The 25,722-nt window shown below is 66.6% G+C and carries 23 protein-coding genes; 8 read left to right on the top strand and 15 right to left on the bottom strand.

Going from position 1 to position 25,722, the window contains the following annotated elements:
* The first annotated feature begins 13 nt into the window (after window positions 1-13).
* On the top strand, window positions 14-1,519 hold the full coding sequence (locus E5790_RS11385; RefSeq protein ID WP_014648717.1) for a YifB family Mg chelatase-like AAA ATPase: 1,506 nt from the start codon (window positions 14-16) through the stop codon (window positions 1,517-1,519).
* 25 nt (window positions 1,520-1,544) lie between these two features.
* Here E5790_RS11385 and E5790_RS11380 read toward each other — a convergent pair whose 3' ends face one another.
* The 4 genes from E5790_RS11380 to yidA form a co-directional block, all read right to left on the bottom strand.
* The gene (locus E5790_RS11380) at window positions 1,545-1,979 is read right to left on the bottom strand and encodes an NUDIX domain-containing protein (RefSeq protein WP_111205634.1); all 435 of its coding nucleotides are present in this window, start codon (window positions 1,977-1,979) and stop codon (window positions 1,545-1,547) included.
* A 93-nt stretch (window positions 1,980-2,072) separates the two neighbouring features.
* Window positions 2,073-2,462 carry a hypothetical protein gene (locus E5790_RS11375; RefSeq protein ID WP_111205635.1) on the bottom strand — a complete coding sequence of 130 codons (390 nt, stop codon included), beginning with the start codon at window positions 2,460-2,462 and terminating at the stop codon, window positions 2,073-2,075.
* Between the two features lie 177 nt (window positions 2,463-2,639).
* Window positions 2,640-4,958 carry a TonB-dependent receptor gene (locus E5790_RS11370; protein WP_136191750.1) on the bottom strand — a complete coding sequence of 773 codons (2,319 nt, stop codon included), beginning with the start codon at window positions 4,956-4,958 and terminating at the stop codon, window positions 2,640-2,642.
* Window positions 4,959-5,538: 580 nt separating this feature from the next.
* A complete protein-coding gene (yidA, locus tag E5790_RS11365; protein WP_111205637.1) occupies window positions 5,539-6,372 on the bottom strand; it encodes a sugar-phosphatase in 834 nt (277 codons plus the stop codon).
* 149 nt (window positions 6,373-6,521) lie between these two features.
* Here yidA and E5790_RS11360 point away from each other — a divergent pair, with 149 nt between their 5' ends.
* Window positions 6,522-7,184: an exopolysaccharide biosynthesis protein gene (locus E5790_RS11360; protein ID WP_032958795.1), complete on the top strand. Its 663-nt coding sequence runs from the start codon at window positions 6,522-6,524 to the stop codon at window positions 7,182-7,184.
* Window positions 7,185-7,315: 131 nt separating this feature from the next.
* On the opposite strand, the gene E5790_RS11355 is transcribed toward E5790_RS11360, so the two are convergent.
* The 3 genes from E5790_RS11355 to E5790_RS11345 form a co-directional block, all read right to left on the bottom strand.
* Window positions 7,316-8,626, bottom strand: a complete 1,311-nt coding sequence (locus tag E5790_RS11355) for a sorbosone dehydrogenase family protein (RefSeq protein WP_049441987.1) — start codon at window positions 8,624-8,626, stop codon at window positions 7,316-7,318.
* Window positions 8,619-9,059 carry a DUF2231 domain-containing protein gene (locus tag E5790_RS11350; RefSeq protein WP_041863928.1) on the bottom strand — a complete coding sequence of 147 codons (441 nt, stop codon included), beginning with the start codon at window positions 9,057-9,059 and terminating at the stop codon, window positions 8,619-8,621. The genes E5790_RS11355 and E5790_RS11350 overlap by 8 nt, the downstream gene beginning before the upstream one ends.
* Before the next feature lie 108 nt (window positions 9,060-9,167).
* The gene (locus E5790_RS11345; RefSeq protein ID WP_075076244.1) at window positions 9,168-9,578 is read right to left on the bottom strand and encodes a hypothetical protein; all 411 of its coding nucleotides are present in this window, start codon (window positions 9,576-9,578) and stop codon (window positions 9,168-9,170) included.
* A gap of 248 nt (window positions 9,579-9,826) precedes the next feature.
* Here E5790_RS11345 and E5790_RS11340 point away from each other — a divergent pair, with 248 nt between their 5' ends.
* Window positions 9,827-11,593 carry a S8 family serine peptidase gene (locus tag E5790_RS11340; RefSeq protein ID WP_111205638.1) on the top strand — a complete coding sequence of 589 codons (1,767 nt, stop codon included), beginning with the start codon at window positions 9,827-9,829 and terminating at the stop codon, window positions 11,591-11,593.
* Complete coding sequence (locus E5790_RS11335; RefSeq protein ID WP_111205639.1) at window positions 11,593-12,171, top strand: DNA breaking-rejoining protein; 579 nt, start codon at window positions 11,593-11,595, stop codon at window positions 12,169-12,171. The genes E5790_RS11340 and E5790_RS11335 overlap by 1 nt, the downstream gene beginning before the upstream one ends.
* Window positions 12,172-12,430: 259 nt before the next feature.
* On the opposite strand, the gene E5790_RS11330 is transcribed toward E5790_RS11335, so the two are convergent.
* Genes E5790_RS11330 through cyoA form a run of 5 tightly spaced genes read right to left on the bottom strand, consistent with a single transcriptional unit; the run spans window position 12,431 to window position 16,976 of the window.
* Window positions 12,431-13,111 carry an SCO family protein gene (locus tag E5790_RS11330; RefSeq protein WP_014648727.1) on the bottom strand — a complete coding sequence of 227 codons (681 nt, stop codon included), beginning with the start codon at window positions 13,109-13,111 and terminating at the stop codon, window positions 12,431-12,433.
* A gap of 11 nt (window positions 13,112-13,122) precedes the next feature.
* On the bottom strand, window positions 13,123-13,455 hold the full coding sequence (gene cyoD, locus E5790_RS11325) for a cytochrome o ubiquinol oxidase subunit IV (protein ID WP_006399830.1): 333 nt from the start codon (window positions 13,453-13,455) through the stop codon (window positions 13,123-13,125).
* 1 nt (window position 13,456) lies between these two features.
* On the bottom strand, window positions 13,457-14,092 hold the full coding sequence (gene cyoC, locus E5790_RS11320) for a cytochrome o ubiquinol oxidase subunit III (protein WP_014648729.1): 636 nt from the start codon (window positions 14,090-14,092) through the stop codon (window positions 13,457-13,459).
* Window positions 14,089-16,065, bottom strand: coding sequence for a cytochrome o ubiquinol oxidase subunit I (gene cyoB, locus E5790_RS11315; RefSeq protein ID WP_032958781.1), 1,977 nt, complete (start codon window positions 16,063-16,065; stop codon window positions 14,089-14,091). Before cyoB ends, cyoC begins: the two co-directional genes overlap by 4 nt.
* A gap of 5 nt (window positions 16,066-16,070) precedes the next feature.
* A complete protein-coding gene (cyoA, locus tag E5790_RS11310; protein ID WP_111205640.1) occupies window positions 16,071-16,976 on the bottom strand; it encodes a ubiquinol oxidase subunit II in 906 nt (301 codons plus the stop codon).
* Window positions 16,977-17,158: 182 nt separating this feature from the next.
* Here cyoA and E5790_RS11305 point away from each other — a divergent pair, with 182 nt between their 5' ends.
* From E5790_RS11305 to E5790_RS11290, 4 genes are read left to right on the top strand one after another with little or no spacing between them, the layout of a single operon-like run.
* Complete coding sequence (locus E5790_RS11305; RefSeq protein WP_111205641.1) at window positions 17,159-18,574, top strand: PLP-dependent aminotransferase family protein; 1,416 nt, start codon at window positions 17,159-17,161, stop codon at window positions 18,572-18,574.
* A 56-nt stretch (window positions 18,575-18,630) separates the two neighbouring features.
* Window positions 18,631-18,909 carry a hypothetical protein gene (locus tag E5790_RS11300; RefSeq protein ID WP_169411283.1) on the top strand — a complete coding sequence of 93 codons (279 nt, stop codon included), beginning with the start codon at window positions 18,631-18,633 and terminating at the stop codon, window positions 18,907-18,909.
* Complete coding sequence (locus tag E5790_RS11295) at window positions 18,909-19,508, top strand: DUF6436 domain-containing protein (protein ID WP_032958773.1); 600 nt, start codon at window positions 18,909-18,911, stop codon at window positions 19,506-19,508. The genes E5790_RS11300 and E5790_RS11295 overlap by 1 nt, the downstream gene beginning before the upstream one ends.
* A 9-nt stretch (window positions 19,509-19,517) precedes the next feature.
* Window positions 19,518-21,032, top strand: a complete 1,515-nt coding sequence (locus E5790_RS11290) for a PLP-dependent aminotransferase family protein (protein ID WP_111205642.1) — start codon at window positions 19,518-19,520, stop codon at window positions 21,030-21,032.
* A 367-nt stretch (window positions 21,033-21,399) separates the two neighbouring features.
* Here E5790_RS11290 and E5790_RS11285 read toward each other — a convergent pair whose 3' ends face one another.
* The 3 genes from E5790_RS11285 to E5790_RS11275 all read right to left on the bottom strand — a co-directional run bounded on the left by E5790_RS11285 (window position 21,400) and on the right by E5790_RS11275 (window position 25,722).
* On the bottom strand, window positions 21,400-22,701 hold the full coding sequence (locus E5790_RS11285) for an aminotransferase class V-fold PLP-dependent enzyme (RefSeq protein WP_075076238.1): 1,302 nt from the start codon (window positions 22,699-22,701) through the stop codon (window positions 21,400-21,402).
* Window positions 22,701-25,103, bottom strand: coding sequence for a TonB-dependent receptor (locus tag E5790_RS11280; protein WP_111205643.1), 2,403 nt, complete (start codon window positions 25,101-25,103; stop codon window positions 22,701-22,703). The genes E5790_RS11285 and E5790_RS11280 overlap by 1 nt, the downstream gene beginning before the upstream one ends.
* Before the next feature lie 217 nt (window positions 25,104-25,320).
* Window positions 25,321-25,722 (bottom strand): hypothetical protein, encoded by a 402-nt coding sequence (locus E5790_RS11275; RefSeq protein ID WP_111205644.1) that lies wholly within the window; start codon window positions 25,720-25,722, stop codon window positions 25,321-25,323.

Below are 25,722 nucleotides of genomic sequence, written 5' to 3'. Positions count from 1 at the left end.
CAGGAATCCACACATGAGCCTGGCGCTGGTCCACAGCCGTGCCCGCGCCGGGGTCGATGCCCCACTGGTGCGGGTGGAAGTGCACCTCTCTGGCGGCCTGCCTGCCACCCAGATTGTCGGCCTGGCCGAGACCAGCGTGCGCGAATCGCGCGAGCGCGTGCGTGCCGCCCTGCTCTGTGCACGCTTCGACTTTCCGCAGCGGCGCATCACGCTCAACCTCGCGCCTGCCGACCTGCCCAAGGAAGGTGGGCGCTACGACCTGGCCATCGCGCTGGGCATTCTTGCCGCGAGTGGCCAGGTCGATCCGCAGTCGCTGCTGCAATACGAGTTCCTGGGCGAGCTGGGGCTGACCGGCGAACTGCGGCCGGTGGCCGGAGCGCTGCCTGCTGCGATTGCGGCGGCTGATGCCGGCCGCATCTTGGTGGTGCCGCCCGGCAATGCCGCCGAGGCGGCGCTGGCCGAGCACGCGGATGTGCGCGTGGCGCGCACGCTACTGGAGTGCTGTGCCGGTCTGGGCAATCCGCGCCTGCTGCCGCCCGTGGAGCGCGTGGACACGACACCGTTGCCCCTGCCCGATCTGGCCGACGTGCGGGGGCAGGCGCATGCACGGCGCGCGTTGGAAGTGGCGGCCGCCGGTGGGCACCATCTGTTGTTGATCGGCAGCCCTGGCTGCGGCAAGACGCTGTTGGCTTCGCGCCTGCCCAGCCTGTTGCCGGATACTGAGGAAGCCGAGGCGTTGCAGCTGGCCGCGATTGCCTCGGTGAGTGGCGAAGGGCTGGACCCAAGACGATGGCGGCAGCGGCCCTTCCGGGCACCGCACCACAGTGCGAGCGCGGCGGCGCTTGTGGGTGGCGGCAATCCGCCCTGCCCTGGCGAAATCTCGTTGGCCCATCACGGCGTGCTGTTCCTGGATGAGCTTCCGGAGTGGAACCGCAGTGCGTTGGAGACCCTGCGAGAGCCGCTGGAATCCGGCCACATCCGCATCGCCCGCGCGGCACGCAGCGTGCAGTATCCAGCGCGATTCCAGCTGGTGGCGGCGATGAATCCCTGCCCCTGCGGCTGGGCTGGCGACCGCAGCAACCGCTGCCTGTGCAGTGATGAGCGCATCAACCGCTACCGTGCGCGCGTGTCCGGCCCGTTGCTGGACCGTATCGACCTGCATATCAGTGTGGCCCGTATGGACGCAGTGGAGTTGCGGGAGAGCACGCCGCTGGGGGAGCCCAGTGCGGCGGTACGTGCACGGGTGGAAGCCGCCCATGCCAAGCAGCAGGTGCGTGGCGGGCTCAACGCGCATCTGCCGCCGGCGGCACTGCGGGCCTGTACCCGACTGAGCGAGGCAGATCAGGACATGCTGGAACAGGCCATCGAGCGCCTGCAGCTGTCGGCGCGGGCGATGCACCGGATTCTGCGGGTGGCGCGCACGATTGCCGATCTGGCGGGTTGCGAAACGATCCAGACGGCGCATCTGGCCGAGGCCATTGGCTACCGGCAGCTGGACCGGGGGAAGGCGAGCACGTAATCGCAGCGGGCAGAATCAGGCCGCGTCATGCGGGCACACGTTCAAAAAGATCCGGCAGCCATTCCGGCTTGAACAGGGAAGCAGGCTGTTCTCTCATCTCTTCTACGCGCCACCATTTCCACGCCCTGATCGTGGCATTTTCCTCCTCCGTCCACCCGTCACGCTGGATGTCGGGCTGGTTGGGGCTGCGGACCAGAAAATACTCTTCCAGCCATCGCGCGGGCGTTGATCGGGCGACCGCGTAGACGGCATCGCGCGTTTCCAGCCGCACGCCTATCGGCAGATCCAATCCGGTCTCCTCCCTGAGCTCACGCCGTGCGGCGTCCGCATATCCCTCCCCGGGCAGAAGCTCCCCGCCCGGTGTAGCCCAGAAGGGAGCGTGGTGTTCATCGTGATACCGGAACAGCAACACCGCATCCTCAGCAACGATCACAAGGCGTGCAGATCGTCTGATTTCCATCGTTTCCCGTCCTTACCAGCCCGCCCCAGAATAGGCCAAAAGCAGGCGGACCAAGAGAAAGCCATCAACGCGTGTCGATTCCTGGCCAGTGATTCACTTTCCCAGGATGGGCGCCTGTCGCCGGACGGCAACGGACGCCATGCGGCGGCTGACAAGGCCGAAGAGGTCCTGCAGTTCGGCTGCGCGCTCGGGCGTGCTGTTGCTGCCGAAAAGCACACGCGCCAGCGCGGCTTCACGGGTGTCATGCGGGAACCGCAGGCGGTCCCGGTACACCTTCTGGCACACCAGCCAGGCCCGGCGCAGCCCACCGCCGGGCAGCGGGCGGACCACGCGTTCGTAGACCTGCCAGAACTGGTACTCGCCCTGCAGATCGATCGCCGGCGCCACGGACAGAGCCTGCCGGGGCCATCCTGGGCCCCGGATGCCGAACAACGGGGTTCGCGGGTTGTGCTGTGCCATGCCAACAGGATGACCCAGCAACATTGTGGGAACCTTGCGTCGCCGCCAGAAAACCCCTGTTGTTTGCGCAAGGCGGGTTTCTAGGCGGGTTTTGGGGGTCAGAGCCCTTTGCTGCGCAAAGGGATCGGACCCCGATCACGGGGTGGCTGCGGGGTCGGATCCCTTTGCGCAGCAAAGGGCTCTGACCCCACCTTCATCGCCTCAGAACGCCATCGAGGTACTGAACATCAGCTGCCGTGGCGCGCTGCGCTGCAGGGTCTGGTAATCCCCCGAGAACGACGAGCCGGCAATGGTGGCGGTGCCGATGTTGTGGCGGTTGAACAGGTTGCTCACGTCCAGCCGCAGCTCCAGGCCGGGCACCGCGCTGTCGGCACCGAAGCGGTAGGCGGCATAGGTGTTGACCTGCCAGAACGTCGGCACGCGGATGTCGTTCTCGTAGGTGAAGGGCTGGCGCAGGTAGGAGGTGCTGGTGGCGCCAAAACGCCAGTCACCGAAATGCGCTGACAGGTCGCTGACCAGCGAGATCTGCGGGTAGCCCGGCTGCGCGTTGCCCTTGATCGGGTACACCGTGTCGCCCACCACGAAATCGCTGTCGTAGTACGAACGGGCCACGGCCACGCCCTGGTAGAACTGCAGGTGGTCAGTCAGGTCGGCGGTGATGCCGAGGTCGGCACCGATCACGTGCATCTTCGGCATCAGCCGCACGGTGTTGATCTGTGCGAACTGGGTGCCGATGGCGGCCGACAGCAGTCGGTTGCGGATGTCGTTGTAGAACACGTCGCCGGTGATCGTCAGCCGGTCGAAGCGATGCGATGCGCCCACGGTGAGGTTCCAGTTCTTCTCCGGGCGCAGCGTGCCGGCCACGCGGTCGAACTCCTCCTGGTCGGTGATGGTCCACGCCGAGGCGGTGTAGCCGATGTTGCCGCGCTGGGCCACGCGATAGCCGTTCATGGTATTGGCCAGGTCGATGAAGGCATCGGTGGATTCGGTCGGGCTCCAGAACAGCGAGACGTGCGGCAGGAAGTTGCTCTTCGCGCGCAGCGTGCCGTTCACCGGCCGGTCCTTGGCGTCACCGAGGCCGCCGCCGCGGGTGCGGAAGTCCACGGCCTTGAAGCCGACACCCAGCTTCAGCGTGTCGTTCAGCACGATGTCGTCCTGCAGGTAGAACTGGCGCGAGCGGGTCACCCAGCTCGATGCGTTGTCGGTCTTGAACGCGGGGCCGTACACATCGAACGGACCGGTGGCCTTCAGCGGCGGGCCCTCGCCCAGCAGCGGCTGCTGGTACCACTCGGTCTTGGCGGCGGCCTTGCTCTTCTCCTGCCAGAAGCCGGCGGTGACGGTGTGCGCGCCGGTCTCGAACTGCAGGTTGACCATGCCGCCCAGCCGGTTGAGGCGCGGGGTCTGCACCTGTTCGGAGAACGGCGCGCCGTTGGGCGACGGCACGTTCGGGTCGGTCAGCGTGGCCTGGGTGTGGCTGTTGGCGTTGTACAGCTGCACGTTGCCGCTCAGCGCCGGACTGATCTGGAAGCGGTGGTTGATCGAGGACACGCGGTCACGCGTGCTCTGGCCGGTGTCGTAGGGAATAAGCCCGGACAGTTCACCACAGGTATAGGCGCCGCAGGATTTGTCTGCGTTCTCCGGCGAGGCCACGTAATACGCCCAGGCGTAGTCCGGGTAGAAGATGTCGGCCTTCCAGCCCAGCTTGCGGATCATGTCGAAGGAAATGTTGTTGTAACCCCAGACCTTGGCCTTGCTGTCGGACAGGAACACGGTGACATCGCCCCAGGCGACGTCCTGCTGCAGCTTCAGGTCGCCGCGCAGGAAGTTCTGCGTGCCCTCGCCCTGGTACTTGTCGGCGGACACGCGCTGCAGGTCGACCAGCACTTTCGGGCCATGCTCGCCGAGCTGGCCGCTCTGCCCGGATACGGTGGTGACCAGCGTGCTGTTGCTGCCCACGCCCTGCTTCACGCGCAGGCTGGGCGTGTCCTGCAGGTCGCGCAGGCGGTATTCCAAGCTGCCGCCGTTGACGCTGCTGGAGAACACGCTGACCGGTGCGCCACCGGGGCTGACCGTGATCGCGCCGATGCCATCGGGCACGCCCACGTTCACCACGCTGGTGCCGGTAAGCGAGAGGAAGCCGTTGTCATTCAGCGGCACGCCTTCGAAGGTGATGCCCATTTCGTTCATGCGGAAGCCGCGCACGAACAGGCTGGTGGCGGAGATATCCAGGCCCAGCCCATCGGTGGCGGTATAGCTCGCGCCCGGCACCTGCTTCAGCATGGCCAGGCCATTGTTGCCGGTGACCATCGCGTCGAGGTCCTCGGCCTTGATGATGTAGCGGTTGGGACCGACCACCTGGGTCGGTGCCACGGCCGCGCCGCGCGGCGTGGCGATGACCTGCAGGGCGTTGAGCGTGGTGGGCGTGTCGAGCGCGGCGTCCTGCGTTTCTGCAGCGTACGCAGGTGCGGTGATGGCCGCGATGATGGCCAGGGCGAGGCGCGTCGTGGGTGGGGTGTTCATGGCAGTAGATCCAGGGTGCAGGGAGAGAGCCGCGCAGGCGCACGCCCAGCGCGTTGCAGCGCCGGTGTCGGCGCCCTGGCTGGCGGTGCGATTGCGTTGAGAGAGCGACGGCGCGGTGCGCGCCGGTCAGCAGAGGAAGACGATCATCTGCCGCAGGATTCGATGGCGTGATTTCGACGTGCGAAATTCTTGCATCGCGCTGCCGCATCCGCCATTGCGCGGTGGTACAGCGCCGATGGCGGTGGGGATGGGTGGGCTATACGTGGGTATAGACCCAGGTCGGCGCTGGCCGCCTGCGTGTGCCAACCAAGGTTGGCACCTGCCGGGGCGAATGGGGCCTGGTAGAGGCCGACCCTGGTCGGCGCTGGCCGCCTGCGTGTGCCAACCAAGGTTGGCACCTGCCGGGGCGAATGAGGCCTGGTAGAGGCCGACCTTGGTCGGCGCTTGCCGTCTGCGCGTGCCAACCAAGGTTGGCACCTACCGGGGCGAATGGGGCCTGGTAGAGGCCGACCTTGGTCGGCGCTTGCCGATTGTGTGTGCCAACCAAGGTTGGCAGCTACCAGAGCGTAGGGACGCGCGGTTACTGCAGGACGAAACGCTCGATCGCGCGCGCCACGCCTTCATCGGCATTGCTGCTGGTCTCAAACCGCGCCACCGCCTTCACCGCATCGATGGCATTGCCCATGGCCACGCTGGTACCGGCGTACTGCAGCATGGTGAGGTCGTTCTCCTGGTCGCCGATGGCCATCACGTTGGCGCGGTCGATGCCCAGGTGCTCGGCCAACTTCTGCAGGCTCGGCCCCTTGCCGGCGCGGTGGTCGAACACTTCCAGGAAGAACGGCGCGCTCTTCAATACCGCGAAGCGCTCGGTCAGCGCGCTGGGCAGGCGCGCGATGGCAGCGTCCAGCACCTCGGGTTCGTCGATCATCATCAGCTTGATGAAGGACATCGACGGGTCCATGTCTTCCACGCGGCGATACGACAGCGGCATCCGCGAAAGATGCGAGTCGGCCACGGTGTAGTAGCTGATGTCCTGGTTGGGCGTGTACATGCGCTGGCTGTCCAGCGCCTGGAAGTGCACGCCCAAGTCGCGGGCGACCTGCTCACAGAACAGGAAGTCGTCGAAGCTGAGCGGATACTCGACCACGGTTTCGCGCGTGCCGATGCGCTGCACCAGGCCGCCATTGCAGGCGATGCAGTAGTCGTCGTTGGCGGTGATGCCGAGCTCGTGCAGGTACGGCGCCAGGCCCGGAACCGGGCGGCCACTGGTCAGCACGATGTGCACGCCCAGCGCCCGCGCCTGCGCGATGGCCTTCCTGGCGCGGGGGGTGAGCTGGTGCGACGGGTCCAGCAGCGTGCCATCCATGTCGATGGCGACCAGTTCGATGGTCGATTGCCTGCGGCCCATGTCCATTGCGTTCAACTCGTGCGGGGCACGCCAGTTTACCCCCTCATGCCCGGTTCACCTCTTTGCCCACGTTGGCCAGGATACTGCAGGAGCCTGTGCGTCCCCCACCGCAGGACGGCCCGCTGACCGCCCTTCCCTGGAGAACCTTGCGACGCATGACCTACCGTGCCCCCGAAACCAACGACAGCGCCCCCCTGGCCCAGCAGATCGAGCAGATGATCGACGAGCTGCCCGGCGACCAGGTGAGCGTCGGCACCCTGCTCAGCGCGCTGGGCGATGAGGGCCTGCTGCTGGTCGTGATCCTGCTCTCGGCCATCTTCATCATTCCGGTGTCGATTCCCGGGCTGAGCACGGTGTTTGGCGCCTCAATCCTGCTGATCGGCCTGAGCCGGGTGCGCAACCGCCCGCTGTGGGTGCCGCAGAAGCTGGCGCGCCGCGGGATCGCCACCGACAAGCTGAAGGCCAACCTGGGCCGTGCGCTGAAATGGGTGCACCGCATGGAGCGGCTGTCGCGGCCGATGCGGCTGGCGGTGATGGTGCGCTCGAAGAAGATGATGCGCCTGAACAACCTGATGCTGGTGTTCGCGACCCTGCTGCTGATGGCGCCGGCCGGGCCGATTCCCTTCAGCAACACGCTGCCGGCGCTGGCGCTGATGTCGTTTGCGATTGGCTTCATCCAGCGCGATGGTGCGGCGGTGGCAGCCGGCTACGGCTTCGTGGTGGCCACGGTGGTGTACTTCGGCGTGCTGCTGGGCGGCGTGGGATTTGCCGCCGAATCGGTGTTCAGCGGGTTCCGCAGCAGTACCGCCGAACTGTAGAGCCGAGCCCATGCTCGGCTGCTGTTCGCTCGGTGCACGGAAACCCGCGCGCTGCGCGCGTAAGCCGAGCATGGGCTCGGCTCTACAAAGGCCGGATCCACAGCAGTCGAGCGTGGCTCGACGCTACACAGCTATTTCGCCGACACCCGCCACACCACGTCGCCCACGTCGTCGGCCACCAGCAGCGCACCCTCGGCGTCCATCGCCATGCCCACCGGCGCACCCATCAGGGTCTTCTCGTCCTTCGAGGTGAAGCCGCTGACCACGGTCTGCGGCCGCCCGGTCGGCTTGCCGTCCTTGAACGGTACGTAGACCACTTCGTAGCCACTCAGTGGCGAGCGGTCCCAGCTGCCGTGCTCGCCGATGAAGGCGCCGCCGTGGTACTGCGCCGGCAGTGCCTGGCCGGTGTAGAACAGCAGGCCCAGCGGTGCCACGTGCGAGCCGATGGCGTAGTCCGGCACGATCGCCTTGGCCACCAGGTCCGGCCGCTGCGGCTGCACGCGCTCGTCCACGTGCTGGCCGTAGTAGCTGTAGGGCCAGCCGTAGAAGCCATCTTCCTTCACCGAGGTGAGGTAATCCGGCACCAGGTCGGCACCGATCTCATCACGCTCGTTGGCCACGGCCCACAGCTGGCCAGTGCTCGGCTCCCAGTCCAGCCCGGTCGGGTTGCGGATGCCCGACGCGAAGATGCGGCTGCCACGGGTGGCTACGTCCACCTCCAGCACGACCGCGCGGCGGTATTCGACGGCCAGGCCATTTTCAGTAATGTTGCTGTTGGAGCCGACGCCCACGTACAGCTTGCTGCCATCGCGGCTGGCCAGCAGTTCCTTGGTCCAGTGGTGGTTGATGGTGCTGGGCAGGTCGGTGAACTCGCGGCCCTTGTCGGACATGCGGGTTTCGCCGGGCACGTAGTGGTACTGCATGATGTTGCCGGTGTTGGCCACATACAGCGTGTCACCGATCAGCTGGATGCCGAATGGCGAATGCAGGCCCTCGATGTAGACGTGCTGGGTCCAGGTGTTGGTGCCCGGCGAGCGGCGCAGCAGCGTGACGCGATTGCCGCCCTTGCCGGCCTTGCCCGAGCGCGCCTTCACCTTGCCGGCGATCCACTGCTTGGGTGTGGTGACCGGCTCTTCGCCGGGGCCATTGCCTTCCACCACCAGTACATCGCCGTTGGGCAGGGTCAGCAGCCGGCGCGGGTGCTGCAGGTTGGCGGCGATGCGCTCGATCTTCAGGCCTTCGGCCACCGTGGGGGCCTGGCCGTCGGCCCAGCCCACGCCCTTGGGCACCTGCATCGGCGGCATCAGGAAGTTGGCCGGCTTGGGCAGTGGCGGCTGCGGTCCCGACTGGTCGGCCGGATGGTATTCGGCCTTGCCGGCGCAGGCCGACAGGGTGACGGCCAGTGCCAGCGCGGCCACGGTGGGCAGGATGTGCTTAGCCATGACGACCTCCCTGCAGCACCGGTGGCTGCAATGACAACAGGATCAGGCCCAGGGCGATCAGGGCCACGGTCAGCGCCGACAGGATCGTGCCCGGCACAGCAACGGCATACGCATCGCGGCTGTGCACGAAGGCGTTCCAGATGGCCAGCACCACCGCGACCAGGTTGAGGAAGAAGTCGATGCGGTCGATGCGGGTGGCCGTGCCGTTGCGGCGCCAGACCGCGAACAGGTTGATCAGGCGCGGCACGATGGCGATCAGCAGGCCGAACGTGATCAGCCAAGCGGCGGCCTTGCCCCACATCACCTCGGCGCTGTTGAGATAGATCGCGTCGAAGATCAGTGCACCGACGAAGAAGCCGAAGGGTATCGGGTTCAACAGGCTGAACAGCGTGGTGCCGAGGCCGCGATGGGCCTGGGCGAGCGGATTGACCATCATCGTGCTCCGTGCGGAAGGGTGCACGGGCTGTAGTAGCACAGCGCGATGTGAGGGCGCGCGATGATGCCCCGGCGGCGCTGCCACACCCACCGGGCAGGCACCGCACTACGTGGGTTCGTCCTCGCGCACCTCGTGGAAGGGCAGCATCGTCTCGAAGCCGAATTCGTGTTCCATGCTGGTGCGGACCAGGCCGCCGATGGCGTAGTAGCTGGTATTGGCGTGTACATCGATGCCACAGGGACCATCCTCAGCCAGCAGGTGCAGTGTCTGCGCCCTACGCATCTTCACTCTTTCCTCCTGCAGCAGCGCGCGTCGGTGCCGCTTCATCAGCAAGCGCAACTGTTTGATCGTCGTGATATTGAATGTGGCGAGCGCCGGCAGCAGCTCGGCGATATCCGCATCGGTCCAGTAATCATGGCGACGGTGGTACATCGACAGCACCACCTTGCGGATGGCGGCAACCGAGAGCGGGGTCTGGTCTGCGCGCGCACGTGCACGCTGGCGTTCCTTCTTCATGTGTCTTCACCTGCATGTGGTTACCCGAGTTTCCCGCACCCGAAGCAAGCGCGCGAAGATGGCGTGAAGGCATTCGCGCGCCCTGTCATAACCTGACGTACTAAGTGTTTGTGACGCAATTTGCATATTCGTACATTGCGGATGTGAAGAGGTAGGGGGTTCTCCGTTGTGTCGCGTTTGGCTCGTTGCGATGGGGCAGTTCCGCCCCGCCGTCCTGCCATGCCGATTCACAACAGAAGGATTCGTGTATGAAGCGACACACGCAACGCTCCGCGCCACCGCGCTCTGCGCGCCTGGCCCTTGCCACTGCCCTGGTGCTGGGCAGCCTGGCCGCCACCGCGCAGGCCCAACAGGCCGATCCGCTGGCGGGTATCCAGTGGCACCTGCTCAACACCGGGCAGACCGTCCCGGCCGACACCCTGCCGGTGGCCGGCAACGACCTGAACGTGGATGGCCTGTTCCGCAACGGCATCCGCGGCCAGGGCGTCACCATCGCCATCGTCGACGATGGCCTGCAGATCGCGCATCCGGACCTGGCGGCCAACGTGGCCGCGGTGGCCGGCAAGAACTTCATCAACGGCTCGAACAACCCCACCCCGACCAACCCGGATGTCGACAACCACGGCACCATGGTCGGCGGCATTGCTGGCGCGGTGGGCGCCAACAACCTGGGCGTACGTGGTGTGGCGCCGGCGGCGACGCTGAAGGGCTTCAATCCGATTTCGCGCTCAGCCCTGGGCAACCAGCAGAGCAACATCGAGTACGCCTGGTGGGACGGCGCGGAGTCGGCCGACGTGCAGGTGTTCAACAACAGCTGGGGCGCCGGCCCGGGCAATCCGAACCTGCCGCTGGCGTACAGCGAAAACACGATTCGTTCGTATGAGCAGGCACTGTCTGGTACGCGCGGTGGCCGCGGCGGCATCTACGTGAAGTCGGCGGGCAACAACTTCAACAATGCCTCGATCAGCCAGACCCAGGATGTCTGCACCACCGACACCAAGAACCGCAACACCGGCTGCGTGCCGGCCGGACGCGATCCGCGCAACAACCTGTTCAACGTGATCACGGTAGGCGCGGTGCGTGCCGATGGCGTGCGCTCGTCGTATTCCTCCACCGGCTCGGCGCTGTGGGTGTCGGCCTTCGGCGGCGAATACGGCCTGCAGGCCCAGTACGCCCCCGGCCTGGTGGCACGCGCGTACGACCCCGCCATCGTCACCACCGACGTGACCGGATGCGCGCAGGGCAGCAACAAGAACACCAACCGCCAGAACACGCTGGACAGCAACCTGTCGGCCATCGACAGCACCTGCAACTACACCGCCAAGATGAACGGCACCTCGGCGTCAGCGCCGATGGTCTCGGGCGTGGCGGCACTGGTGCTGGAAGCCAATCCGAACCTGTCCTATCGCGATGTGAAGTACATCCTGGCCACCACCGCCACCCGCAACCACCCGAACCAGCCGGCGGTGACGCTGGCCGACGGGCGCACGCTGGTGCCAGGCTGGACGGTGAATGCTGCCGGCCGTGCCTACAGCAACTGGTATGGCTTCGGCGTGGTCAACGCTGCACGCGCGGTGCAGGTGGCCGAGAACTTCCAGTCGCTCGGTACGCTGGTCGACAGCGGCTGGCGCAACACCACGCGTACCGTGGCCATCGGCAACACCTCGGCCGCCGCTGCACGCCTGACCTTCCAGTTGGCCAACGGCGCGCGCAACATCGAAAGCGTGCAGCTGGGCTTCCGGGTCAACCACCGCAACACGCGCCAGCTGCAGTTCGTGCTGGTGTCACCCAGCGGTACCCGCAGCGTGGTGCAACCGGCGTTCACCGCGATCGGTTCGGGCACGGGTGGCGCGCAGAGCAACTTCACCAGCTGGGACCTGCTGTCCAGCAATGCCTTCCTGGATGAGAACGCCACGGGCACCTGGACGCTGGAAGTGACCGACATGGGGCAGGCCGCGACCGCTGCATCGCGTGGCAACCTCGAATTCTTCAAGATCCGCGTTCTGGGGCACTGATGATGAAGACCACCATTCTATTGAGCACGCTCGCCTTCGCGGCGATGACCTCCCCTGCCTGGGCACAGAGCTCGGGACAGACCCCTCCGGCCAGGACCCTGTCGACCGTGGATGCTCAGGAACTGAAGGCGTCCGCTACCGGCCGCTCGTTCGATGTGGGCGGCACGCGTTTCCAGCTGTCGCCCTCGGCAACGGTAAAGCAGGCCAGCGGCGGCCAGTTCACGATCACCCCGCAGGCGGCGGCGACCACCAGCGCGCGTACCAAGCGTTCGCTGGATGGCGCCGCGGCGGCGCCTGCTGATGCCGGTGCCGGCAAGTTCGCGGCGGCGGTCTCCCGTGACGGAGCGCCGGTGGTGGCGACCTCGCGGGTCAAGGTGTTCTTCACCGATGCAGCATCGGCCCAGCGCGCGGCTACGGCCACCGGTGGCACCGTGGTGAAGGTCTCCAAGGCGTCGGGCCAGGCGATCGTGGAGTACCCGTCGGTGAACGCGGCGCTGGATGCGAGCACCAAGCTGCTGTCCACCGCCGGTATCCGCGCCACCGAGCCGGACGTGGTGCAGTGGGAAGAGACCAAGTAAGGCGTTGAGCGGTGCCCCGGCCGGCTGGCTCTCCTGGCCGGCCGGGGATTGGTGTGAGGGTGTGCCGACCAACGGTCGGCACCTGCCGGGGCCGTGCGCGTGTAGAGCCGAGCCGATGCTCAGCTGCTGTCTACGGGGTGCCGCAGGCGCGGTGCGCGCGGCGCCGAGCATGGGCTCGGCTCTACAGCTGTGCCAACCAAGGCTGGCATCTACCAGGAGCAGATTCGGACGTGCCAACCAAGGTTGGCACCCACCGGCGTTACCGCGCGGCCAGTGTGCCGCTGTGCTTGAGGTGGCAGCTGGCCAGCGCGTCGTTGCCGGCGGCCGGGTGGCCGGGCTCGAGCAGCAGGCGCTGCACGTCCGAGAACAGCTTTTCCACCGGCATGCCGTACGGCGCGAACAGGCGCAGGCGGCCCTGGCGGTCGAACACGTAGCCGCCGGCAATGTGGCTCATGGTGTAGGTATCCGGTACCTGACCGGGTTCCTTTTCGTAGAACGCCTTGAAGTCGCTGGCCATCGCGGCCAGCTGCGCATCGTTGCCAACCAGCGCGATTGCCTTGGGATCGAACGCTTCCACATAGGTGCGCGCGACCTCGGGCGTGTCGCGGGCCGGGTCGACGCTGACGAACACCACCTGCAGCTGATCGGCATCCTTGCCCATCAGGTGCTTGACCTGGCTCAGCTCGACCATCGTGGTCGGGCACACGTCCGGGCAGCTGGTGAAGCCGAAGAACAGATAGGTCACCTGCCCCTGCAGGTCCTTCGGGCCGCGCACGGTGCCGTGGCTGTCGGGCATCGACCACTGCTGGCCGAGTTCTTCGCAGGCGATGTCCTTCGCATAGAAGTCCATGCGCGACTGCGCGCTGCAGCCGGCCAGCAGGCCGAGCAGCAGGCCTGCGGCCAGGCGCAGGCCACGATGGGGGAACGCAATGCCTTTCACGGTTCGCCAGCTCAGTTGATCATCATGTGGTAGTGCATGCTCCAGATGATCCAGACCGACAACGCGACGACGATGAACAGGATCACCAGGGTGAACACGAAGCTGGCCAGGTTCCAGCCACCTTCGGACTTGCGGTCCATGTGCAGGAAATAGACCAGCTGCACCAGGATCTGCGCCACTGCGAAGCCGACCAGCAGGAACAGCGTGAGCGGCCGCGACAGCACCGGATTCATCACCAGTGCGAACGGCACCACGGTCAGCAGCGCGCACAGCACGAAACCGATCAGGTAGGACTTGGTGGAGCCGTGCGCATTGCCGGCGCGCGAGGTTTCGACGTGGGCCATGTCAGAAGGCTCCGATCAGGTAGACGAAGGTGAAGACGCAGATCCACACCAGGTCCAGGAAGTGCCAGAACAGGCTCAGGCACGACACGCGGGTGATGTTGGTCGGGGTCAGGCCACGGCGGTAGACCTGGTGCATGACCACCGCCATCCAGATCAGGCCGCTGGCCACGTGCAGGCCGTGGGTGGCGACCAGCGCGAAGAACGCCGACAGGTAGGCACTGGTGCTCGGGCCCGCGCCTTCGTGGATCAGGTGCGAGAACTCGTAGATCTCCATGCCGATGAACGAGGCACCGAGCACGAAAGTCACGCCCAGCCAGCGCAGCACCGCCGAGGCATCGTGGCGATGCATGGCCAGCACGGCCTGGCCGTAGGTGATGCTGGAGACCAGCAGCAGGAAGGTCTCGGCCATCACGAACGGCAACGAGAACAGGTCCTTGCCGGTGGGGCCGCCGGCGTAGGCGGTGCTGAGCACCGCGTACGAGGCGAACAGGGAACCGAACAGCACCAGGTCGGACATGAGGTAGACCCACATGCCGAACACCTTCATGCCGCCCTGTTCGTGGCCATGGTCGTGCTCGTGGTGGTCCTCGTGCGCCTGCGTGTCGCTGGCCAGCTCCGGGCGGGTCAACAGGTTCATGCGCGTACCTCCTTCAGCTTGGCAAGGTTGGCCGCTTCGGTGCGCGCCACTTCTTCGGAACTGACGTAGTAATCCACGTCCTCGTCGTAGGACCGCACGATCAGGGTCACGATCATCGCGATGAAGCTGGCCGCGGCCATCCACCAGATGTGCCAGACCAGGGCGAAGCACAGCACCAGGATCCAGATGTTGAGGATCAGCGGCACGCCGGTGTTCTTCGGCATGTGGATGGGGGCGTACGTCTTCGGCGGCGGCGGCAGGCCGCGCTTCTTCGCTTCGTGGAAGGCATCCAGCTCATCGGCCTTGGGCACCACGGCGAAGTTGTAGAACGGCGGCGGCGACGGCGTGGCCCATTCCAGCGTGCGTGCGTTCCACGGGTCGCCGGTCAGGTCCAGGTTGCGCTTGCGGTCGCGCACGCTCACGTAGATCTGCACCAGCATCAGGATGATGCCCGCGAACACGAACAGTGCACCGATGAAGGCGGCGATCAGGTACGGCGTCCACGCCGGGTTGTCGTACTGGTTCATGCGGCGGGTCATGCCCATGAAGCCCAGCATGTACAGCGGCATGAAGGCCAGGTAGAAGCCGATCACCCAGCAGGCGAACGACCACTTGCCCAGGCGCTCGTTGAGGGTGAAGCCGAACACCTTCGGGAACCAGTAGGCGAAGCCGGCCAGGTAGCCGAACAGCGCGCCGCCGATGATGGTGTTATGGAAGTGGGCGACCAGGAACAGGCTGTTGTGCAGCAGGAAGTCCGCGCCCGGGATGGCCAGCAGCACGCCGGTCATGCCACCGATGGTGAAGGTGACCAGGAAGGCGATGGTCCACAGCATCGGTACGCTGAACTCGACGCGGCCGCCGTACATGGTGAACAGCCAGGTAAAGATCTTCACGCCGGTGGGGATGGCGATGATCATCGTCATGATGCCGAAGAAGGCATTGACGCTGGCACCCGAGCCCATGGTGAAGAAGTGGTGCAGCCAGACGATGAACGACAGGATGCCGATCGCCAGCGTGGCGCCCACCATCGACTTGTAGCCGAACAGCTTCTTGCGCGCGAACGTGGCGGTGACTTCAGAGAAGATGCCGAACGCCGGCAGCACCAGGATGTACACCTCCGGGTGGCCCCAGGCCCACACCAGGTTCACGTACATCATCGGGTTGCCACCCAACGTGTTGGTGTAGAAGTTGAAGTCCAGGTAGCGGTCCAGGGTGAGCGCACCCAGCGCCACGGTCAGGATCGGGAAGGCGGCGATGATGATCACGCTGGTGACCAGCACGGTCCAGGTGAACACCGGCATCTTCATCAGGGTCATGCCCGGCGCACGCATGCGCAGGATGGTGATGAACAGGTTGACGCCGGTCAGCAATGTGCCGATGCCCGAGGCCTGCAACGCCCAGATGTAGTAGTCCACGCCTACGCCCGGACTGAACTCGATGCCCGACAGCGGCGGATAGGCCACCCAGCCGGTCATCGCGAATTCGCCAACGCCCAGCGAGATCATCATCAGCGCAGCGCCAACCACGAAGATCCAGAAGCTGAAGGCGTTGAGGAACGGGAACGCCATGTCGCGTGCGCCGATCTGCAGCGGCACGATGATGTTCATCAGGCCGACCACGAACGGGGTGGCCACGAAGAAGATCATGATCACGCCATGCGCGGTGAAGATCTGGTCGTAGTGCTCCGGTGGCAGGAAGCCATCACTGCCTGGCCCGGCCGCGGCCAACTGCGCGCGCATCATCAGCGCGTCGGCGAAGCCACGCACCAGCATGACCAGCGCCACTACCACGTACATGATGCCGATCTTCTTGTGGTCCACGGTGGTGAACCAGTCGCGCCAGAGCACGCCCCATAGCTTGAAGTACGTCACCGCGCCAAGCAGCGCGAGGCCACCCAGCACCATGGCCGCCAGCGTGACCACGACGATCGGCTCGTGCAGCGGCACGGCCTCCCACGTCAATTTACCCAACATGTTCGTTACTCCTGGGAAACCTGGGCACCACCGGCAGCACCCGCCGGGGACGCAGCAGCGGTGTTCTCACCGACGCCGATGAACTGGTCGATGACCTTCTTGAACAGCAGCGGTTCGACGCTGGAGAAGTGCTGCACCGGCGCGTTCTTCGACGGTGCGGCCAGCGCCTTGAACTGGTTGAAGTCCAGCGCCTGTGGTGCGCTGCGTACCTCGGCCACCCAGCGCTCGAACTCCTCGTTGCTGCTGGCGGTGGCAATGAACTTCATGTTCGAGAAGCCATGCCCGCTGTAGTTGCCGGACATGCCACGGAACTGGCCTGGCTCGTTGGCGATCAGGTGCAGCTGCGTGCGCATGCCGGCCATCGCGTAGATCTGCCCACCCAGCTGCGGGATGAAGAAGGTATTCATCGTCGAGTTGGAGGTGATGTTGAACGCCAGCGGGCGGTTGGCCGGGAAGTTGAGCTGGTTGACCGTGGCGATGCCCAGGTCCGGGTATACGAACACCCATTTCCAGTCGGTGGCGATCACGTCCACGTGCAGCGGCTCACCGGCCACGTCCAGCGGCTTGTACGGGTCCAGTTCGTGGGTCGACTTCCACACGATCACGGCCAGGCCGGCAATGATCAGCAGCGGCACGCCCCAGACCACGATCTCCACCTTGGTGGAGTGCGACCACTCCGGCGTGTATTTCGCCTTGGTGCTGCCGGCGCGGAAGCGCCAGGCGAATACGAAGGTCAGCACGATGGCCGGTATCACCACGATCAGCATCAGGCCGATGCAGATCAGGATCAGGTCGCGCTGGGCGAGCCCGACCATGCCCTTCGAATCCAGCAGCACCCAGTCACAGCCCGACAGGCCGACGCAGGCCAGGGCGACCAGCGCCAGGCGGATGCGGTTCCAGCAGATATTCATTGGAGGTCAACCCTGTTGAAGAAGCGCGCTTGACCGGTTCGCCTGCGCGCAGCGCCCGGGCGTGGAGCGGCTACACTGTGGGTACGAGGTCGCCTACAAGAGAGCGATCCACTCCAATCAAGCCCATACAAGATACATCATTGTATGGACTTGTGCATCTGCACGTATGGAAAAACTGACCGATGACGCCACCTGCCGCCGGCCGCCGCCTGAAACACCCCAATCGCACCTGGGTTCGCCCCTTCCGCGAGGGCGCTGGCCCGCTGTACCTGCAGATCGCCCAGCAGGTGCGCGAGGCAGTGGATGACGGCGTGCTGCGTCCGGGCGACCGGCTGCCGCCGCAGCGCGACCTGGCCCAGCAGGTGGGCGTGGACCTGACCACGGTCACCCGGGCCTTTGCCGAGCTGCGCCAGGCTGGCCTGCTGGATGCGCAGGGCGCCGGCGGCACCTTCATCGCGCTGTCGGCCGGCAACCGCAGCACCTCGGTGGACCTGAGCATGAACATCCCGCCGCTGCTGGGCAGCGCGCCGTTCGCACAGGGCATGGAGGCCGGTTTCCAGCACGTGGGCCAGCAGCTGGGCCAGGGCGAACTGATGAGCTACCACGTCGGCGCCGGCACCCGCGAGGACCGCGCCGCCGCCGTGCAGTGGCTGTCACCGGTGCTGGGCACGGTGGGTGCCGACCAGGTGGTGATCTGCCCCGGCGCGCAGACCGCACTGTGCGCACTGATCCTGGCCCGCACACAGCCGGGCGAGCTGATCGCCGCCGAGCAGCTGACCTACCCGGGCCTGCTGGCCGCCGCGCGCGTGCTGCAGCGGGGCGTGGTGCCAGTGGCGATGGACGCCGAAGGCATGCTGCCCGACGCGCTGGAAGAGGCCTGCCAGCTGCGCCGCCCGCGCCTGCTGTACCTGGTACCGACCATCCAGAACCCGACCACGGCGACGATGTCGGCACAACGCCGGCAGGCCCTGCTGGCGGTTGCCAAGCGCCACGATCTGACCGTGATCGAAGACGATCCCTACTGGTTGCTGGCCGGGGACGCCGCACCGCCGCTGGCCGCCCACCGCGACGCCGGCTGCCCGGTGTATTACATCTCCACCCTGTCCAAGTGCCTGGCACCGGGCCTGCGCACCGCCTACCTGGTGGTGCCGGGCGGCGAACCGATGGAACCGGTGCTGGACGCCCTGCGTGCGATCGCGCTGATGCCGACCCAGTCAATGGTGGCGGTGGCGTCGCAGTGGATCCGCAGCGGCCAGGCCCAGGACATGGTGCAGCGCTTCAAGCAGGAGCTGCGCGAGCGCCAGGCGATTGCCGCGCAGTACCTGCCGTCCCGCGCGCGGGCGCACCCGGCCGGCCTGCACGTATGGCTGCCGCTACCGCCGCGGCTGGACCAGTACCGGCTGATCCAGGCCGCACAGGAACAGGGGCTGGGCATCGCCAGCTCGGACGCCTTCAGCGTGGAGGAACCGCCACCGGGCAACGCCATCCGCCTGTCGCTGGGCGGCGCAGTTGACCAGGATGCGCTGGCCGGGGCGCTGGCCAAACTGAACGAGATCCTGTCTGAGGCCCCCGGGGCCCGGCACAACGCCATCGTCTGAACCGGGCGCATGGCGCCTCATCCATACAATATGATATTTTTGTATGCAATGTATGGATGAAGGGACGTGCGTCGATGCGCGCCGAGAGACTGAAGTTCCACCTGGTAATGGCCGGCTGTGGTGGCTTTGTGGTGTTGATGCTGGCCGCGCTGGCCTGGGTCTGCCTGCAGCCGCAGACCGTGGATGTGCAGGCCGCCGAGCGCCACGCCATCGAGCAATGCGTGCAGCGCAGCGAGGATCCGTCGCGTAGCGAGATCCAGCGTCGCGCGCAGGCCGACTCCTGCCGCGAGATGCGCAAGCAGTACGTGCACAAGTTCGGCGGGGACGCGTCCTGATGGGCGCAGCCGCGCCGCGCCGCCGCTGGCTGCTGCCGACGATGATCGCCCTCGCCTGCCTGTTCATGGCCGGCGTGGCGGCTGCGCTGTGGCAGTACTTCGGCTACAGCGCGCAGTCGACGTTCACCGAACAGGCCATCGTCTTCGACGACTCGCAGCTGCGCCTGCCGTCCGATCTGGCCGGTGATACCGGCCGCATCCGCGTGGTGCACTTCTGGGACCCGGCGTGTGCCGTCTGCAACCGCGAAACCGGCGCACACCTGAGCTACCTGATCAGCATGTACCGCCGCGCCGGCATCGACTTCTATGCGATCCGCCGCCCCGGTACCCACGGCGAACTGCCTGAGCCGCTGCGCAACAAGGTGATCAACCTGCCGACCATCGACGGCATCGAACACATCCCGGCGAGCCCTGCCGTGGCGATCTGGGACCGGCAGGGCCACCTCGCCTATGCCGGCCCGTACAGCATCGGCATGGTCTGCAACTCGGCCAACAGCTTCGTCGAACCACTGCTGGACAGACTGGTGCGCGGCGAAACCGTGCGCCCGAAAGGACTGCTTGCCGTGGGCTGCTACTGCCCCTGGCAGGCCAAGCGCTGAGGACGCGCAATGACACCACTGACGCTGGCCGCTGTGGCCGCCACAAGCAACAACGGCGGTCACCTGTCCGAACCGACCGATGGTTATGGACAGGCTCCCGCCGTTGGAAGCAACGATACGCCCCGACATGCTCCGTACATGCCGCGACCGGATGTCGCAGCCCGCGAATGGGTGCAGGACGTGCTCGCGCACAACGGGCCGATCTACCTGCGCATCGTCAATTCGCTGGAGCGCACGGTACGTCGCGGTGGTCTTGCACCAGGACAACGCCTGCCCTCGCAGCGCGCGTTGGCGCAGCAGCTCGGCGTCGACCTGACCACGGTAACGCGGGCATTCGACGAAGCGCGCAAGCGCGGCCTGATCGAGGCGCGCGGGCCACAAGGCAGTTTCATCGCACCACCCAAGGCCGGCTTCGACCAGGTGGTGGACCTGAGCATGAACGTGCCGCCGGTGCCCGATGCCGATGCGCTGGCCGAGACCCTGCGCCGCGGTGCCGCCGCCGTGCTTGCGCGCAGCAACGCGCCGAACCTGATGACCTACCACCTGGGCGGCGGCAATCCCACCGACCGCCACGCGGCAGCGCGCTGGCTGCAACCGATGCTGGGCGCGGTGGAGGATGCCAGCCTGTTGCTGACCGAAGGCGCGCAGGTGGCGCTTGCCGCGATCCTGGTCAGCCAGGGCCGCGACGATGATGCGATCCTCTGCGATGCGCTGGTCTATCCGGGCCTGCTGCAGGCCGCCGCCGCACTGGGCCGGCGGCTGCTGCCGGTGGACAGCGACGAACACGGCATGTGCCCCGATGCGCTGGCCCGGCTGGCACGCGAAAGCGGCGCGCGGTTGGTCTATCTCAACCCCACCTGCCAGAACCCGACCGCGCTGACCCTGCCGCTGCAGCGGCGCGAAGCGCTGGCGCGTGTTCTGGAGAGGGAAGGCCTGCTGGCGATCGAAGACGATCCTTACTGGCACCTCGCCGAGGATGCACCGACACCGCTGGCGGCGCTGGCACCGCGCCATGTGTTCTACGTGGCGACGCTGTCGAAGGTGATCAGCCCCGGCCTGCGCACTGCGTTCGTGCAGTGCCCAAGCGCTGCGCACGCCGAGTCGATGACGGCTGCATTGCGGGCGACGCGGTTGATGGGTCATCCGCTGGTCTCGGCGTTGGCCAGCCAGCTGCTGCTGGATGGTTCGGCGCAGTCGCTGCTGGCGCAGGTGCGCAGCGAAGCGCACGAGCGCATGCGCATGGCGCGCTACCTGCTGGCGCCTTCGCTGCTGCTGCGCGCCGAAGGCCTGCATGCCTGGTGCCGGGTACCAGCGCCATGGACTGACGCCACCCTGGTGCGTACCGCACAGCTGCAGGGGCTGGCGATCGCGCCTTCATCGGCATTCTGCCCGCCGGGGGTGCAGCATCAGAACGGCGTGCGGCTGTCGCTGGGGCTGGCGGCCGATCGCCGGCAGCTGGAAAGTGCGCTGCAACGGATTGACCGGTTGTTGTTGTCGGACGCGTTGCCGGCGATCGAGCGGTAGCCCTGGAATGGGATGTGCCGACCAACGGTCGGCACCCACCCGACCGGTAGTGCCGGCCGCTGGCCGGCGGAAGATTCCTCAGCACGGTTGGAATGTGCCGACCAACGGTCGGCACCCACCCGACCGATAGTGCCGGCCGCTGGCCGGCGGAAGATTCCTCAGCACGGTTGGAATGTGCCAACCAACAGTTGGCACCCACCCGACCGGTAGTGCCGGCCGCTGGCCGGCGGAAGATTCCCCGGCACGGTTGGAATGTGCCAACCAAGGTTGGCACCCACCCGATCGGTAGCGCCGGCCGCTGGCCGGCGGAAGATTCCCCGGCACGGTTGGAATGTGCCAACCAAGGTTGGCACCCACCAAAGCAGGGTCAGGCCAAGGCGGAGAGCGCCTTCACCAGCGCATCCATCTGCTGCGGCCGGGTGAACACCGACGGCGTCACCCGCACGCAGGCGCCGGAGTCCAAGCCGTCGCGATGGGTGGTGAACACGCGATGTTCGTCCAGCAGGCGCTTCTGCAGCGCGATGTTGTCAGCCACGCTGGTGCGCCCGCGCAGGCGGAAGCTGGCCAATGCACTCGCCAACGCCGGATCCGGCGAAGACAGCACTTCGATGTGCGCCATCTGCCGCGCCGGCAGCGTCCAGCGCTCGCGCAGGTAACGCAGGCGCGCCTGCTTGTTGTCCGCACCGATGCGCTGGTGCAGGGCAATCGCCTCCGGAAGTGCCAGGTAAGCGGCGAAGTTGACCGTGCCGGTGTGTACGCGGCTGCCCACGCGGCCGTCGTCGGTCTCGCCCATGTACGGGTCGAGGTCCGCAACGCGGCCCCTGCGCACGTACATCGCGCCGACACCGACCGGTGCGCCGATCCACTTGTGCAGGTTGATGCCGACGAAATCGGCCTTGAGCTGCGGCACCGCGTAGTCGATCTGGCCGAACCCGTGCGCCGCATCGACGATCACGTCGATACCGCGTGCGCGTGCACGCTCGGCGATCTCGGCCACCGGCAGCACCAGCCCATGGCGATGGCTGACCTGGGTCAGCAGCACCAGCTTCAGGCGTGGCAGCCGCGCGAACGCGGCCTCGTAGGCCTGCAGGATCTGCGCATGGTCGGGCACCACCGGCAGCGCGATGCGCTCGACCTGCACGCCACGGCGCTGCTGCAGCCAACGCATCGCACCGATCATGCTGTCGTAGTCGATGTCGGCGTACAGCACCTGGTCGCCGGGCCGCAGGCGGTTGTAGCCACCGATCAGCGCCAGCATCGCTTCGGTGGCGCCACGGGTCAGTGCGATCTCGTCGGCGCCCACGCCCAGCAGTTCGGCCACCTGCCGCTGCACCGCCATGTACTGCACCGGGAACTCATGACGGCCGTACCAGGCGTTACCACGGTTCACCTCGGCGGTGTGGCGCTGGTAGCTGGCCAGCGTCTCGCGGCCCATCGCGCCCCAGTAGCCGTTCTCCAGGTGGTTCACTTCATCGGTGATGTCGAAGTGGCTGGCCACGGCGGCCCAGTAGCCTTCATCGCGGGCCAGCGCGTCCGGCGCTACGGTCGTTGCGGGAATCTGCATGGACGCAGCGTAACCCGCGGCAGCCATGGCGGGCAGTGAAGACAGCGCAGCTGCAGCCGGCAGCAGTGCACCGGCACGCAACAGGACGCGGCGGTTGCGGTCCATCAGAAGCTCAGCCGGTACTGTGCGTACAGGTTGGCACCGTCGGTGTCGTACGGCGCATTGCGCGAGTAGACCAGGCCGCGACTGGCCTGGAAGGTGGCTTCGTCCGGATAGCGGTCGAACACGTTGTCGGCACCCACGCGCAGGCTGTGATGTTCGTTGATGCGATAGCCGACGGCCAGGTCGAGGAAGCTCATCGCACCAAAGCGCTGGTAGATATCGCCCACCGCATTGCCGCTGGAATCGGTCCAGGCACCGTAGTAGCGCATGCGCGCCATCAGCGACCAGGCACCGATGTCCCAGCTGCCGGTCAGGCTGCCCTTGTGCTCGGGCAGGCGATCTTCGAACAGCACGCGCTGGGTCTCGTTGGTTGCCACCGAGGTGCTGCCGTTGTCCACGCGGGTGCGGTTGTAGTTGTAGGCCAGGGTCAGCGTCATGCGGCCCGCGCCGAGGTCGCGCAGGTAATTGCCGACCACGTCCACGCCGGTGGTGGTGGTGTCGAAGTCGTTGGTGAAGTAGTTCACCGAGGTATAGCCCAGCGGATTGGGCGTACCGGCCGGAATGGCGAAACTGGCCGACTGGCTGAAGCGGTCGGTGAGCTTGATCTGGTAGACATCCACCGAGCCGGACAGGCCCAGGTCGGTGCGCCAGGTCAGGCCCAGCGATGCGGTACGCGATTCTTCCGGCTTCAACGGCCTGGCACCGAGCAGCTGCGCCAGCGGATCGTTCGGCGACAGGCGGCCGCTGGTGAAGATCTGCAGCGTGCGCGTATCCAACCCCTGGGTGGTGCTGGTGGTGTTGAGCTGCGCCGGCGTCGGCGCGCGGAAGCCGGTGGACACGGTGCCGCGCAGGGCGACGTCCGGGGTGATCGCGAAGCGCGCCGACAGTTTGCCGTCCAGTGTGCTGCCGAAGCTGGAGAAGTCCTCATAGCGGCTGGCTGCACCGATGCTCCAGCGCTCGCCCAGCGGCACTTCCATGTCCACGTAGGCGGCCTTGCTGCGCTGGCTCCACTGCCCGGCCTGGCTGGCCGAGAAGCCCGGCGCGCCATTGGAGTTGGCCTCCAGGCCCCCGGCCGCGCCCGGACCCACCGCGTACGAGGCCGGATCACCGGCGCGCACCTGGTAGGTTTCCTGGCGGAACTCGCCACCGAAGGCGACGTTGATCGGCTTGGACAGCGCAGCCACGTCCCATTCGTAGTTGAAGTCGGCGTTGGCGTTCTTCTCGGTCTGGGTCAGGCGGCCGAGATCGAAGTCGGTCGGGCTGGCCGGGCCGAGCGAGGCATTGATCGAGTTCTTCAGGCGATAGTCGATGGCGTTGCGGCCATACGAGGCGCTGACATCCCAGCGCAGCTTCGGCGTGATCTCGCCGCGCAGGCCACCGACCAGCTGCAGGTCGTTCTGCACGTTGCCGTACTGCGGGCTGAAGCCGACCGGATACAGCGAGCGCAGGTTCCAGCCCGGGAAGATGGCGGTGGTGCGGTACGCGCCGGTGGTGGTGTCCGGGTTGCGCCAGTTGAAATCGCTGACGCCATCGCTGTGGCTGTACAGGCCAAAGGCATAGAGCTCCAGCGTATCGCTGGCGTTGGCCTTTACGTTGAAGCCGACGCGGCGGCTTTCCAGTTCCGGCTGGCCCCAGCGCTGCACCGGGTTGGGCACCTCCAGCTCCGGATGCGCGGCCTGGAAGGCGATGGCATCGGGGCGCTGGCGGGTGCGCGAGGTGGCGTCGGAGGTGGACGATTCGGCGAACAGCACCAGGCTGCCATAGTCGCCCAGCGACCAGCCGGTGCGCGCACTGAAATCGCGCGAAGCACCGTCGCCCTGCGCGTACTGCGAGTAGCCGGCGGTGATCTCGCTACCCGGCCCATCCTCCAGGATGATGTTGATGACGCCGGCGATGGCGTCCGAGCCGTACTGCGCCGACGCGCCATCACGCAGCACCTCGATGCGCTTGATCGCGCTGGTTGGAATCTGTGCCAGATCAGCGGCCTGTGCACCACGGTTGCCGAGCAGCGCGCTGCGGTGGAAGCGGCGGCCGTTCACCAGCACCAGGGTCTGGTCCGGCGACAGGCCACGCAGCGTGGCCGGACGCACGAACACCTGGCCGTCCGCCATCGGCAGGCGCTGCACCACGAACGACGGCACCAGCTGGGCCAGCACGTCCTTCAGGTCGGTGGATTCGACGGACGTGATGTCTTCCTTGGTGAACACGTCCACCGGCGCCAGCGTTTCGAACTGGGTGCGGTTGGACGCGCGGGTACCGGTGACCAGCATCGCGTCGAGCTGGGTGGGCGCGGCGCGGCTGCCGCCGGCGGCATCGACCGCATCGGCCTCCGTTGCGATCGCGCCTCCTGCGCTGGCCATGGAAAGGGCAAGGAGGATGGAACGCGAAAGCTTCGAACGATGCACGGCAGGGCTCCGGGAGGACGCGACAGGGCCAGCACCTGTGCGCACACAACAGGCCTGGACAAGGCGCGCAGTCTCGGCGCGATGTGTGAAGGAGGCATGACGTCAGTACGACAGCTTGATGCGCCAACCAAAGTTGGCCCCTGCCAGGGCTCATCCGTAGATCCACGCCATGCATGGGTGGCAATGCAGACCCACGCCCCATCCCCGCACACAGCGGCTAGCCGTTGGCGTCGTCGCCAAACCCGAATCGGGCCGGCCGTGCCGTTCGCAGCGGAACGAACATCATGGCGGCGAACACCACCAAGGCGGGGGTGGACATGATCCAGATGCCCCTGTTGCGAATCCCGATCCCCATGACGTCGACCTGCAGATCGCCGATCCATTGCAGCTGCGTCAGTATCATCACCAGCCCGCCGATAGTCGCGCACGGCAACCCACCGTGACCGGCCCCCAACAACGTCGGTGTCAGAAACCCGCCCAGCAACGCGAAGCCGACACGGTACACCCAGGGATTGCCGCGCCACCGTGGTGCGCCGAACAACATCAGCAGCATCAGCGCCAGGGTCAACAGACTGGGAAGTACCCAGAGGGCAAGCAGCATTTCGATCATCTCGATCAT

Source organism: Stenotrophomonas sp. PAMC25021 (genome assembly GCF_004795795.1).
GTDB lineage: Bacteria > Pseudomonadota > Gammaproteobacteria > Xanthomonadales > Xanthomonadaceae > Stenotrophomonas > Stenotrophomonas muris.
Note: the sequence above shows the minus strand (reverse complement) of the source record. Positions and strands in the feature narration are given on the sequence as shown.